The organism is Brevundimonas sp. GW821-FHT10A07, from assembly GCF_059415785.1.
This window is the reverse complement of record NZ_JBWKNX010000030.1, coordinates 1-12,659: the sequence shown is the minus strand read 5'-3', so window position 1 is coordinate 12,659 and position 12,659 is coordinate 1. Positions and strand designations below refer to the sequence as shown.

Genomic DNA, 12,659 nt, shown 5'->3' with positions numbered 1-12,659 from the left:
AACATCAGGCGGGCGTCCCGGATCAGGGGAAATCTAACCGATCAGCGACAAACAAGGACAGGCGGGAGCGTCAGCGAACGCCAGGTGGGGCCGACTCGGGTTGTGAAGCGGACCCGGTCATCACCACCGTCGGAGTCGCAACCAGACCCTCTCCCGCTTGCGGGAGAGGTGGCCCGGCGTCCGCGCAGCGGACCAGGGTCGGAGAGGGGAGTCCTGTTTGAACAGGAAGACTTCCCCCATCGTCAGCCGTCTCGCTTCGCTCGACGAGCTGACACTTCCCCCGCAAGCGGGGGAAGGTCTGTTAAGAGGCGACGCCGGCCCATACCGTTCGTCCTCCGGACTATAGATTTTCTGCACCCTGCCCTCAGCAAACATGGCCCCTCCCGCGCATTGACCCGCCGCATCTTCGCCCTGATATGGCCATGACCGCGAGGCGCTCCCCCTGACCGCGCGGTCGGAGACGACGATGTCCAAAGTCCTGACACAGGCCGGCCCTTATCGGCGCGGCGGACGATGTAGCGGCTGAAGCCGCCCGATCCGTCACATCCAACCCCCTAGGCCGGACGTCGAAGACGTCGGCTCCGCGCGCCCGCGCGCGCCAAGACACAATCATCAGGAAATCTCTCAAATGCGCACCGCCTTCCGAGCCGCCTCGCCGGCGCTTCTCGCCACCGTCTCCGCCGTCGCCCTGCTGAGCGCGGCCCCCGCCTTCGCTCAAGAAACCCTCGCCGATGAGGCCGCGACCGTGGACGAGATCGTCGTCACCGGCACCCGCGTGGCCAATCGCTCGCGCCTCGACACCCTGGCCCCCGTCGATGTGGTCACGGCCCAGAGCCTGCAGAACCGGGGCACGACCGAGTTCGCCACAGCCCTGGCCCAGTCCGTGCCGTCCCTGACCTTCCCGCGCCCCTCGGCCAATGACGGCAGCGACTCGATCCGTCCGGCGACCCTGCGCGGCCTGTCGCCCGACCAGACCCTGGTCCTGGTCAACGGCACGCGCCGCCACGCCTCGGCCCTGGTCAACACCAACGGCGTCGTCGGCCGCGGCTCGGCCGCCGTGGATCTGAACGCCATTCCGACCGCGGCCCTGGACCGGGTCGAGGTGCTGCGCGACGGGGCCTCGGCCCAGTACGGCTCGGACGCCATCGCCGGGGTGGTGAACTTGCGGCTGAAGGCGGCCTCCAGCGGCGGCGGCGCCAGCGTCACCTATGGCCAGTATCTGACCACGGTGAAGACCGCGCGCGGCGAGCGCGACGAGGAGGACGGCGCCACGACCACCGCCTCGGCCTGGCAGGGTTTCGCCCTGGGCGACGACGGCTTCCTGACCCTGTCGGCGGAATATCTGAACCGCGAGTCGACCAACCGCTCGGACTATGATCCCCGCGCCGCCGCCAACGGCGCCGTGACCGCCCGGTTCGGCGATCCGGACGTCGAGCAGTGGACCGTCTTCGCCAACGCCGGCAAGGGTCTGGGGAACGGCTGGGAGGCCTATGGCTGGGCCGGTTATCAGGACCGCGACAGCTCCGGCGCCGCCTTCCCGCGCCTGTCGGACAACGTCAACAATGTCACGGCCGTCTATCCGAACGGCTTCCTGCCCAAGGTGGCGGTCAATTCCCAGGACGCGTCCCTGGCCGGCGGCCTGCGCGGCGTGATCGCCGGATGGGACGCCGACGTCAGCCTGGTCTATGGCCGCAACGCGCTCGATTTCCGCACCGAGGATTCGCTGAACTCCACCTATGGCGCCGCGTCGCTGACCAGTTTCGATTCCGGCAGCCTGATCTATGACCAGTTGGTGCTGGGCGCCGACTTCACCCGTCAGTTCGAGGCCGGCCTGGCGGGCGGGCCGCTGAACCTGGCCTGGGGTCTGGAGCAGCGCTGGGAGAATTATCAGATCGAGGCGGGCCAGCCGGAAAGCTACAACCGCGGGCCGCTGGGGTCGAACACGGCCCTGTCGGGCGGGGCCCAGGGCTTCCCCGGCTTCCAGCCGTCGAACGAAGTGGACGTGGATCGCGACAATTTCGCCGCCTATGCCGATATCGAACTGCCGATCACCGACAAGCTGACGGTCGCCGGGGCCGTGCGGTTCGAGGACTATTCCGACTTCGGCGACACCCAGACGGGCAAGCTGTCGGGCCGGTATGACTTCACGCCCAACTTCGCCCTGCGCGGCTCGGTCTCGACCGGCTTCCGCGCCCCGTCGCTGCAGCAGTCCTATTTCACCTCGACCTCGTCGGTGATCCAGGACGGGGCGGTGGTGGAGACCGGGACCTTCCCGTCGGTCAGCCCGGTGGGGACGGCCCTGGGCGGACGGCCGCTGAAGCCCGAGACCTCGACCAATTATTCGCTGGGCGCCGTGGTGCGGCTGGGGGCCTTCGACCTGACGGTGGACGCCTACAAGATCGAGATCGAGGATCAGATCGTCCTGTCGGAACTGATCCGCGATCCGGCCCTGCTGACTCCGCTGGGGGTCCAGGCCGCGCGCTTCTTCCTGAACGGGGTCTCGACCTCGACCGAGGGGGTGGATGTGGTGGGCCGCTATCGCCTGCCGACCGAGACGGTCGGCGATTTCGACTTCACCGTGGCGGCCAACTTCAACGACGTGTCGCTGGACACCGACCTGGCGCCCGGCCTGTTCGGCCGCCAGCGGATCCTGACGATCGAGGAGGGCACGCCGGACGTGAAGGTCTCGGCCGGCGCCGACTGGCGGCTGCAGAAATGGGGCGCCAGCCTGCGGGCCACCTATTACGGCGACGTGCTGCAACCGGGGTCGGTCGCGGCCAACGACTATCGCACGGGTGAGAAGACGGTGATCGATCTGGAGGGCCGGTATCAGCTGACCGAGCGGGTCGGGCTGGCGGTCGGGGCGGACAATCTGTTCGACGAATACCCGGACGCGACCCCGGCCTCGCTGAACTCGAACGGGGTGCTGGGCTATCCCTACAACTCGCCGTTCGGCTTCAACGGGCGGTTCGTCTATGCGCGGGTCAACCTGACCTGGTAGGCGGCTTTATGCAGCTCGGACGTCGTCGATCCTGTGTTCGGCGGCGTCCATGGCCTGGTCCATGGCGGCGTAGAGCCGGGCCTGGGTGACGGGCTTGGCCACATGAGCGTCCATGCCGGCGGACAGGCAGCGCGCCACGTCCTCCGGCATGGCCTCGGCGGTCACGGCCAGGATGGCGGTCCCGGCCGCCGGCCCCTCCAGCGCGCGTATGGCCCGGGTGGCGGCGACGCCGTCCATCACCGGCATGCGGATGTCCATCAGCACCAGGTCGAAATCGCCCGTTCGCACGGCCTCGACCGCCTCGCGCCCGTCGCAGGCCTCGGCGGTCTCGCAGTCGACGGCCTGCAGCATGATCCGCAGCAGATCGCGGTTGGCGGGATGGTCATCGACGACCAGGACCCGCATGCGTCGCGCCTCCAGCGGCGGCGTCTCGGCCGCAGGGGCGGCCGCGGCCGCCACGGCCTTGGCCGGGATTTCCACCGTGAATGTCGTCCCCCTGTGGGGCGTGCTTTCGACGGTCACGGTTCCGCCCAGCCGGTCGATGTGGTTCTTGGCCAGGGCCAGACCGACGCCGGCCCCCTCATGGGCGCGGCTGGTGGTGGCGTCCGCCTGTTCGAACAGGCTGAAGATTCCGGCGAGAACCTCCTCGGTCATGCCGCAACCGGTGTCATTGATCGCGAAACGCAGTCGGTCGCCCACCCGCTCCACCCCGATGCGCACCCCGCCCTTTCCGGTGAACTTCACGGCGTTGCTGCCCAGGTGGTGCAGAATCTGACGCAGGCGTCGCCCGTCGGTCAGGACCAGCCCCTCCGTACCGGGAGCGAAGCCTACAGCGAAGTTCAGGCCCCGGACGGCGGCCCATTCGCGCGCCGGCCCGACGGCCTCGTCGATCAGGGTGGAGAGGTCCTCCGGCTTCAGGTCGAGCGCAGAACAGCCGTTCGACACCTCCAGCAAATCCTCGATCAGGCGCAGCATGGCCTCGCCGCACTGATGCACGGCCTCGACCTGACGTCGGCCCTCGGCGTCCAGTTCGGGATGTCGCGACAGCAGATCCGCATAGCCGGTGATCCCGGTCAGGGGCGTGCGCATCTCGTGGCTCATCATGGCCAGGAACCGGGACTTGGCCGCGTCCGCCTGTTCAGCGCGTTTCAAGGCGGCCAAGGCGGCTTCGGTGCGGACGTTCAGGCGGGCGACAAGGCGACGCCGTTCGGTCGACAGGGCGGTGATCGGCAGGGCCGTGATCACCACGGTCAGGAGAAACAGATGAAGCACGTTCATCTGCCGCATGACGGCGGGAACCCCCTCCAGAGCCGGGTCGAAGGCCAACCGGGTCAGAATCACGGGTCCATGGCCGGTGACGGTGGCGCCGGCCCCGATGACCGAGACCAGGATCACCGCCCCCGCCGTCCACGGCGGAGACAGGCGGAAGGCCAGCAGGATCAACGGCGGGAAGATGATGAACAGAATGGGCGCCTGGTTCTGACCAAAGGCCCACAGGGCCGCAACGGCCACCAGGCTCATCAGAATGACGAACTCGGAGCGCGACGCCAGGGCGTCCTTGCGGAAGCGGTGATTGCGCGCGACCAGCAACAGGGTCGGCGTGACGATCATCATCGCCAGCAGCTCCATGTCGAACAGGTGGCGCATGCGGAAGTCCAGACTTTCCAGCGGCGGCCGCCCGGCGATGACCGCGATCAGGCCCGCCAGCAGGGTGGTCACGGCGACGGCCGGAACCGCTGCCCCGACAGCGAACCGGAACAGGCGAAGCGGACGCCGCATATCGAGGGCCGCCCCGCAAAGGCGACGCGCCAGCAGGGTCGCGATCCCCACCTGCAGCAGGTTCAGGGCGACATTGGTCACCGCGAACAGGAGGATGTCGCCCCGGATGATATTGCTGGCCAGATTGATCAGGACGCAGCCGACCATGACCCCCAGGGCCTTGTCCCGGCGTAATTGCAGCACCGCCGCCAGCAGTATGGCGTTGGCGGGCCACATCACGGTGGCGTGCAGGGCCGCGATGCTCCACTGGCCCAGCAACTGACTGGCGATGAACAGCAATACGTAGAGCCAGGGCGGCGGGCCTGCCTCCCGACCGGCGTCATGGCGGAAAAACCGCCAGCGCCCACGCCCCAGACTCGATCTGCTCCGACCCATATTAGCAGGCTGGGCCAAAGCCCTTAGAATTCCGTTCTTTAAAATCTAGGTAGAATTGCGCACCCGGAGGATATCAACAAGTAACGGCCAAGGTTCAGGCGTTTTCAGAGATCCGCCCGCTCTTTCCCCAGTTGCAGTTCGGCGCCGGCAAGCCTTATCGTGTTCTGGGTCTGGCGCGGGAACGGCTTGCCGGCGCCCTTGTCGGAACAATTGTGCGGCGACCTGCCGCCTTCGGAGCGTCCAGATCATGCGTCTACTGTCTTCCGTCGCGGCCATCGCCGTCCTGACCTTGGCTGCGCCTGTCCTGGCGTCTCCGGCCGTCGCGCAGCAGGCCGCGCCCGCCGCAGCGCCGGATGAGGAAGCCGACAGTCCCGACGAGGCCGCCTTCGAGGCCCGCGCCGAGGCCTTCGGCAAGAGCATGGAAGCCATGTCCGCCGAGATGGAGGCCGCCGCGACCCAGGCGGACAAGGCCAAGGCCGCGACCGACCTCGCGGCCATCCAGGCGCGTTACGATTCAGAGGCCGCGTCCTTCGCCGCCGAGGTTCAGACCTTCGCCCTCGCCCAGGGCGCGCCGGCCGAACAGGTCGCTGCGGCTGTGGAGCAGATCAAGTCCGTGCCGGCCATGGTCCGCGCCGAGATCGCCGCGAAGACCGCCCCTGCGCCGCAGTAGCGCCGCGTCTTACCGCGATTTCACTTGAGGCGGGGCGGCCTTGGGCGGAGTTTGCACGGGTCACCAACGGGGAAGCTCCCATGATCCGCGCGCTCAGCCTGACGGCCGCCCTGGCCCTTCTGCCCCTCTCCTCGGCGCTCGCCCAGAATGCGGCGTCCAAGAATGCGGCGTCCCAGAATGCGGCGTCCAAGGCGGCGCCGGTCCGGGGCGTGGCTCACGACCCCGACTCCGCCGAAGCGCGGCTCGAAGCCGCCGCCGACGCCTTTGAGGCGCGGATGGAGGCTTTCGGCAAACGGGCCGAGGCCATTTCCGAAGACCCGAATCTGAGCGAGAGCGCCCGCGGCCAGAGCATCGCCGCCCTCTGGTCCGCCTATGCGCCGGACGTCGCCGCCTTCACCGCCGAAGCCACCCGACACGCGTCCGAACTGGCCGCCGAGGCGTTGAAGGACATCGACGTCGACGCCCTGGTCGAAGACGCCCTGAACGACCCCGAGGTCAAACGCGCGATGGAAGAGGGGATGCAACAGGGCGTCGCCGCCGGAACCGGCATCGCCCGCAACAGCGCCTGGACCAATCCCGATCCCGAACAGATGGTGACCTATGGTCTGATCGCCCAGTACGCGATGGACCAGGCGGCGGACGCCGTGGTCGCGGCGGAAGAGGCGGAGGATGTGGCGCCCATCGCGCCGCCTGAACCGCCGCAAGCCCCCCAGCCGCCGGCGACCTGACCCGGTTTCGCGGTCCGCGTCTGATGAAGGCGTCGCCCGGCCTTGACCGCCGCCGCCATTACAGCGACATCGCGCCGCATGTCCGCCCTGCCCGTCGATCCGCACCTCTATTCGACCTTCCTGGGCGTCATGGTGGTGATGGCCATCACCCCCGGCCCCGCCAATCTGTTCGCGGTCGCCACCGGGGTGGAAAAGGGCCGGGCCTCGGCCCTGGTCGGGGTCGTCGGCATGAACTGCGCCACCCTGGTCTGGTTCGCCGCCGCCGCCCTGGGCCTGGGCGCCCTGGTCAAGGCCTTCCCCGACGCCTTTCACCTGATCGCCATAGGGGGCGCCCTCTATGTGGCCTGGCTGGGCGTCAAGGCCCTGCGCGGCGCCATGCAGAACACCGCCCCGACCGATCCCCAGCAGCCCGATCACGCCGTCGCGGTGCGCAAGGGCCGCAGCGCCTTCATCGACGGGTTCGCGGTCCAGATCGCCAATCCCAAGGCCATCCTGTTCTTCACCGCCGTCCTGCCGCCGTTTCTGGACGTCGAGCGGCCTGTCGCGCCGCAGCTGGCCCTGTTCGCCCTGGCCGTCATCGGCATGGATATGATGTCGATGAGCGCCTACGCCCTGTCGGGCGCCGCCTTGTCGCAACGGATGCAGCAACCCCGGTTCCGGCGCGGTTTCGGCCTGTTCGTCGGCGTCCTTTTGCTGACGGCGGCCGTACTGATCGTATTGCGGCTCTAGACGCAGCCCGGCTTCGTCCTAGATTGGTGGGGAACATGGCCGTTCATGCGCCGTTCAGCCGCCAGCGCGCCCGAATGGGCGATCAAGGAGTCGATTCATGAAAGCCCTATCCAGAAAGACGCCGGCGCTCAGAGCCCTGGCGATGACGGCTGTCGCGGGACTGGCCCTGGCCGCCTGCGCCACCGCCACCCCCTATCAACCCGCCGGCTTCAACGGCGAGCGCGGCGGCTATGCCGAACAGCGGGTCGAGAACAACCGCTATCGCGTCAGCTTCGCCGGAAACTCGGTGACCTCGCGCGAACAGGTCGAGATGTCCCTGCTGCTGCGTTCGGCCGAACTGACGGTCGAGAGCGGCTATGACTGGTTCGCCACCGTGAACCGCGCCACCGACCGCGACACCCGCTACGTCACCACCCCGGACCCCTTCTACAGCCGCTACAACAGCTTCTACGGTCCCTACTGGGGTCCGTCCTGGCGCTATTACCGCGGCGGTTTCTGGAGCCCCTGGGACAGCTGGAGCAACGACTTCGACACGCGTCAGATCGACCGTTACGAAGCCAACGCCGAGATCATCATGGGCCGCGGTCCCAAGCCCGCCGGCGACCCCAACGCCTTCGACGCCCGCGAAGTGATCCAGAACCTGTCCTCGCGCGTCACCCGGCCGCCGGTGCGCTGAGGCGCAGACGAGCCCAAAAAAGGAAAGGCCCGGAACTGCGGTTCCGGGCCTTTGTCGTTTCAGGGCGCGCCCGACTATTTCATGGCCGCCAGGGCGTGGCCGGCGATCAGGGCGTCGGCCAGGCCGTGCGGATTGCGGACATTGTAGTTCTCGGTCGTCACCACCACGACGGCGTCGAGGTCAGGCACGATCACCACCTTGTTGCCGCCGGTCCCCGCCATGCTCCAGGCGGGATGGGCCACGCCGTTGACCTGATAGGTCGGCAGCCAGACCAGATAGCCATAGTCGCCCCGTTCGGGATCGACGGTGGAATGCGGGGCGGTCATGGCCTTCGCAAAGGCCTCCGGCAGCACCTGACGCCCGTCCCAGCGGCCCTGGTTCAGCAACAGCTGGCCCAGGGCCAGCAGGTCGCGGCTGCGCAGGCCCAGGCCGCCGCCGCCCTGAGCCAGACCGGTGGGCGAGGTCTGCCACTGCTCGCCCTCGATCCCCAGCGGGCCGAACAGGGCGTCGCGCGCAAAGGCCTGAAGCGGTTCGCCCGTCGCCGCCTGGACCACGGCGCCCAGGGTGGTCACGCCGGCGGTGCAATAGCTGAAGGCCCGGCCATAGGGCTGGTCCGCCGGTTTGGGGATCCAGGCCGGGAAGCCCCGGATCGGCAGGTCCAGGGCGAACTTGACCCAGTCCTCGATCAGATACATCCGCTCCTCGTTGCCGCGCGAGAAGGAATTGTCGTCGTCGCATTCCAGCAGCGAGCTCATGGTCAGCAGGTCCTCGACCGTGATCGCGGCCTTGCGCGGGTCGGGATTGTCGAACGGCCCATGGTCGGCGACGAACGGCAGGATCGGGGCGTCGACGCTGGCGATGTCGCCGCGCGCGACGGCGGCGCCGACCAGCATGGCGGTGACGGTCTTGGTCACGGAGCGGGTGTTGCGTCGGCTCTCGCGGCCCGCTTCATCGAAATAGACCTCGTGCACCAGCCGGCCGTGGCGGGCGATCAGGACGCTGGTGATCTTCTGGAAGGTCCCGGCGCGGACGGCGGCGTCCATGGCCGCCAGCCCTTCGGCCGAGACCCCCTGGCTTTCAGGCGCGGCGACGGGCCAGGCCGGTTCGGCCGCGACGGGGGACGAGACGAGAGCGAGCCCGAGGGCCGCGACAAGCAGGGAACGCATGACAATCCTTGAGAGAGGCGAGACCCGAGGTGTGGCAGGATGCGCGCGCCGGGTCTTGAACAGGTGAAACCGGCTCAGGCGAACAGGGCGCGATAGCGGCCGGGCGTCAGGCCGTAGATATGCCCGAACTCGCGGGTCAGATGGCTTTGGTCGGCATAGCCCCCCAGCGCGGCCAGTTCGGCCAGATCCACGCCCCGGGCCAGTCGTCCGGCGGCGCGATCGGCCCGCGCCTGGCGAATGGCGGCCGCCGGCGAGCGGCCGAAATGGCGACGATAGCGGCGCGCCAGCGAGACGGCGTGGACGCCGACGATGCGGGCCACGGTCGCCACTTCCAGCCCCGGCTGATCGGCCAGGTCGTGCAGAACCTCATGGGCCCGCAGCAGCCACTCCGGCGCCGGATCCTCGTTCAGGTCGCCGGGGGTCAGAACCGCCGTGGCCAGATCCAGGGTCAGCCCCTCCATCACGACCGCGTCTCCGGCCGCGAACCGGCTGGCCACCCCGATCAGACGTCGCACCGCGCCTTCGGCCAGGGCGCCGCGCAACCGCATGGGGTCGCCGCGCCCGGCGCTCTTCGGGGGATCGAAACTGATGGACAGGAAGCGGCCGCCGGCCTCGGTGAAACAGTCGCGATGTTCGACGCCCGGCGGATTCCACACCAGGGCGCCGGGGCCGAAGGCGGCGCCCTTGGGCGTCAGGGGGTCGTGCGCCAGGCTGCAATAGCCGTCGTCGAGCGCCAGGATGAAATGGGCGTCGTCATGGGCGTGAAACACGACGCTCTCGGGCGGACGGTCGGCGATCCACAGGCCGACGCGAAATCCCCCGGCCTCGACCGTCCGCGAGGCGGCGCCGAAGAAGTCGCCGGACGACAGATGTGGTCTGGCCATGAACCGATCCCCGCGCGGCCTCTCCCGCCACGCTTGGCATCATGCGCGGGACTGACGCAAAGAAAAAGGCCCGGAACCTGGGTTCCGGGCCTGTCTTTTTCGATGCTCGCGAAACCTGAACCTAGTCCAGGGTGCGCTTGATCTCTTCGACCGTGAAGCACTCGATGTAGTCGCCTTCCTTGATGTCCTGGAAGCCCTGGAACTGCATGCCGCATTCCTGGCCGGCCGTGACTTCGTTGACCTCGTCCTTGAAGCGTTTGAGCGTGTTGAGCACGCCCAGCTCCAGAACCACCACATCGTCGCGGATGATGCGGACGCGGGCGCCCTTGCGGACCACGCCTTCCGACACCCGGCAACCGGCGATCTTGCCGATCTTGGAGATGTCGAACACCTGCAGCACGGCGGCGTTGCCCAGGAAGGTTTCCCGTTGCAGCGGCGCCAGCATGCCGGACAGCACGCCCTTAATATCGTCCAGCAGGTCGTAGATGATCGAATAGTAGCGGATCTCGACGCCCTCGCGCTCGGCCAGATCACGCGCCTGTTTCGACGCACGGACGTTGAAGCCGAGGATCGGCGCGCCGGCCGACTTGGCCAGGTTGACGTCGCTCTCGGTGATGCCGCCGGCGCCGGAATAGACGGTGCGGGCGCGCACCTCGTCGGTGCTCATCTTGTCCAGCGAGCTGACGATGGCTTCGGCCGAACCCTGCACGTCCGCCTTGATGACGACCGGCAGTTCCGAGACCTTCTTGGACTGCAGGCGGGACATCATGTCGACCAGCGACACGGAACCGCCCGAGACCTGGGCCTTTTCGCGCTTCACCCGCTGACGGTATTCGGTCAGCTCGCGAGCGCGGGCTTCGGATTCCACCACGGCGAAGACGTCGCCCGGAGACGGGGCCTCGTCCAGACCCAGGATCTCGACCGGGACGGACGGACCGGCTTCGGTCAGCTGCTCGTTGCGTTCGTTCAGCAGGGCGCGAACCTTGCCCCACGATCCGCCGGCCACGACGATGTCGCCGCGCTTCAGCGTGCCGCGCTTGACCAGGACGGTGCCGACGGGGCCGCGGCCCTTGTCCAGCTTGGCCTCGATGACCACGCCCTCGGCCGAGCGATCGGCGTTGGCGCGCAGGTCCATGACCTCGGCCTGGACCAGAATGGCTTCCAGCAGGCCGTCGAGGTTCATCCGCTCCTTGGCCGAGACCTCGATGATCTGGGTCTCGCCGCCCAGGTTTTCGGCGATGACTTCGTGCTGCAGCAGCTCGTTGACGACCTTCTGAGACGTCGCCCCCGGCTTATCCATCTTGTTGACCGCGACGATCAGCGGAGCCCCGGCCGCCTTGGCGTGCTGGATGGCCTCGATGGTCTGCGGCATGACGCCGTCGTCGGCGGCCACGACCAGCACCACGATGTCGGTCACATTGGCGCCGCGCGCCCGCATGGCCGAGAAGGCGGCGTGGCCCGGGGTGTCCAGGAAGGTGACCTTCTGGCCGTCGTCCAGGCGCACCTGATAGGCGCCGATATGCTGGGTGATGCCGCCGGCTTCGCCGCCCGCGACGTCGGTGGTGCGCAGGGCGTCCAGCAGCGAGGTCTTGCCGTGGTCGACGTGGCCCATGATGGCCACGACGGGGGCGCGGACATCGGCCGCTTCCGCGTCGTCGGCGTCGCCCAGGAAGCCGAATTCGATGTCGGATTCAGAGACGCGCTTCACCGCCATGCCGAACTCTTCGGCCACCAGTTCGGCGGTGTCGGAGTCGATCACGTCGTTGATCTTCATCATCAGGCCCTGTTTCATCAGGAACTTGATGATGTCGACGCCGCGCACGGCCATCCGGTTGGACAGCTCCTGCACGGTGATGATGTCAGGGATGACCACTTCGCGCGGACGGTTCGGCGCATCGGTCGATCCGCCCTTGCGCTTTTCCTTCTCGCGTTCGCGGGCGCGGCGGACCGAGGCCAGCGAGCGCATGCGCTCGGCGGCGTCGCCGTCGCCGACCACGGACTGGATGGTCATGCGGCCTTCGCGGCGCTTCGGCTCGCCGCGGGTGCGGCTGACCGCCTTGCCGGCGTCAGAGAAACGCTTCTCGCGATCGTCGTCGCGACCGACCGGACGGCCGAAGCCGGCGCCGGGGGCGCGGCTGGGGCGGGCCACTTCGGCCTGGGCCGGAGGGGCGTTGGGGGTCGGACGACCGCCAGGACCGGTGCGCGAGCCGCCGGGACGAGCGGCGCCGGGGGCCGGACGCGGGTTCAGGGCCGAATAGCGGACGGGTTCAGCCGGCTTGGCGCCTTGCGGACGACCTGCGCCGCCGGGACCCGGGCGGGCGCCCTGGGGACGGTCGGCTTGCGGACGGTCGGTCTGCGGGCGATCCGTATAGGACCGTTCGCCGCCGCCCATCGCCTGTTCACGGGCCGAACGACCGCCGAAGGCGGGACGCTCGGGGGCCGCGCGCTGCGGATTGCCGGGCTTGGGCACGCGCTGGCCGAAGTTGACCACCGGACGGGCCGGAGCCGCCGGACGGGCCGGAGCGGCGGGCGCCGGGGTCGCGGCGGCCGTCGGCGCAGGCGTCGTGGCAGGCGTCGTGGCGACCGGAGCCGGCGTCGGGGCTGCGGCGACGGGCGCAGCGGGTTTGGGCGCGGGCTTGGCCGGCTGGGGC

General features: G+C 68.9%; 9 protein-coding genes. 5 read left to right on the top strand and 4 right to left on the bottom strand.

The genetic code is table 11. The annotated features are described in order from the left end of the window. Window positions 1–628 precede the first annotated feature (628 nt). Window positions 629–3,001 carry a TonB-dependent receptor plug domain-containing protein gene (locus AC07NC_RS17200; RefSeq protein WP_494570270.1) on the top strand — a complete coding sequence of 791 codons (2,373 nt, stop codon included), beginning with the start codon at window positions 629–631 and terminating at the stop codon, window positions 2,999–3,001. A gap of 6 nt (window positions 3,002–3,007) precedes the next feature. Here the strand turns inward: AC07NC_RS17200 and AC07NC_RS17195 are convergent, their stop codons facing one another. Next, window positions 3,008–5,059, bottom strand: a complete 2,052-nt coding sequence (locus tag AC07NC_RS17195; RefSeq protein WP_494570269.1) for a response regulator — start codon at window positions 5,057–5,059, stop codon at window positions 3,008–3,010. Between the two features lie 343 nt (window positions 5,060–5,402). On the opposite strand from AC07NC_RS17195, the gene AC07NC_RS17190 reads away from it, so the two are divergent. The 4 genes from AC07NC_RS17190 (at window position 5,403) to AC07NC_RS17175 (ending at window position 7,958) form a co-directional block, all read left to right on the top strand. Next, window positions 5,403–5,825: a hypothetical protein gene (locus tag AC07NC_RS17190; RefSeq protein WP_494570268.1), complete on the top strand. Its 423-nt coding sequence runs from the start codon at window positions 5,403–5,405 to the stop codon at window positions 5,823–5,825. 80 nt (window positions 5,826–5,905) lie between these two features. Beyond that, the gene (locus tag AC07NC_RS17185; protein WP_494570267.1) at window positions 5,906–6,553 is read left to right on the top strand and encodes a hypothetical protein; all 648 of its coding nucleotides are present in this window, start codon (window positions 5,906–5,908) and stop codon (window positions 6,551–6,553) included. Window positions 6,554–6,631: 78 nt separating this feature from the next. Next, window positions 6,632–7,282 (top strand): LysE family translocator, encoded by a 651-nt coding sequence (locus tag AC07NC_RS17180; RefSeq protein ID WP_154725977.1) that lies wholly within the window; start codon window positions 6,632–6,634, stop codon window positions 7,280–7,282. A 97-nt stretch (window positions 7,283–7,379) separates the two neighbouring features. Next, window positions 7,380–7,958 carry a CC0125/CC1285 family lipoprotein gene (locus tag AC07NC_RS17175; RefSeq protein ID WP_292148819.1) on the top strand — a complete coding sequence of 193 codons (579 nt, stop codon included), beginning with the start codon at window positions 7,380–7,382 and terminating at the stop codon, window positions 7,956–7,958. 74 nt (window positions 7,959–8,032) lie between these two features. Here the strand turns inward: AC07NC_RS17175 and AC07NC_RS17170 are convergent, their stop codons facing one another. The 3 genes from AC07NC_RS17170 to infB all read right to left on the bottom strand — a co-directional run. Continuing rightward, on the bottom strand, window positions 8,033–9,124 hold the full coding sequence (locus AC07NC_RS17170) for a serine hydrolase domain-containing protein (protein ID WP_494570266.1): 1,092 nt from the start codon (window positions 9,122–9,124) through the stop codon (window positions 8,033–8,035). Between the two features lie 74 nt (window positions 9,125–9,198). Next, the gene (locus AC07NC_RS17165) at window positions 9,199–10,008 is read right to left on the bottom strand and encodes a helix-turn-helix domain-containing protein (RefSeq protein ID WP_494570265.1); all 810 of its coding nucleotides are present in this window, start codon (window positions 10,006–10,008) and stop codon (window positions 9,199–9,201) included. Window positions 10,009–10,129: 121 nt separating this feature from the next. Continuing rightward, window positions 10,130–12,659: translation initiation factor IF-2 (infB, locus tag AC07NC_RS17160; protein ID WP_494570264.1), on the bottom strand; the 2,530-nt coding region annotated here is incomplete at its 5' end.

Coding starts and splice junctions, on each gene's coding strand:
- AC07NC_RS17165 (WP_494570265.1), bottom strand. CDS start 10,008: ATGGCCAGACCACATCTGTCGTCCGGCGACTTCTTCGGCGCCGCCTCG.
- AC07NC_RS17175 (WP_292148819.1), top strand. CDS start 7,380: ATGAAAGCCCTATCCAGAAAGACGCCGGCGCTCAGAGCCCTGGCGATG.
- AC07NC_RS17180 (WP_154725977.1), top strand. CDS start 6,632: ATGTCCGCCCTGCCCGTCGATCCGCACCTCTATTCGACCTTCCTGGGC.
- AC07NC_RS17185 (WP_494570267.1), top strand. CDS start 5,906: ATGATCCGCGCGCTCAGCCTGACGGCCGCCCTGGCCCTTCTGCCCCTC.
- AC07NC_RS17170 (WP_494570266.1), bottom strand. CDS start 9,124: ATGCGTTCCCTGCTTGTCGCGGCCCTCGGGCTCGCTCTCGTCTCGTCC.
- AC07NC_RS17190 (WP_494570268.1), top strand. CDS start 5,403: ATGCGTCTACTGTCTTCCGTCGCGGCCATCGCCGTCCTGACCTTGGCT.
- AC07NC_RS17200 (WP_494570270.1), top strand. CDS start 629: ATGCGCACCGCCTTCCGAGCCGCCTCGCCGGCGCTTCTCGCCACCGTC.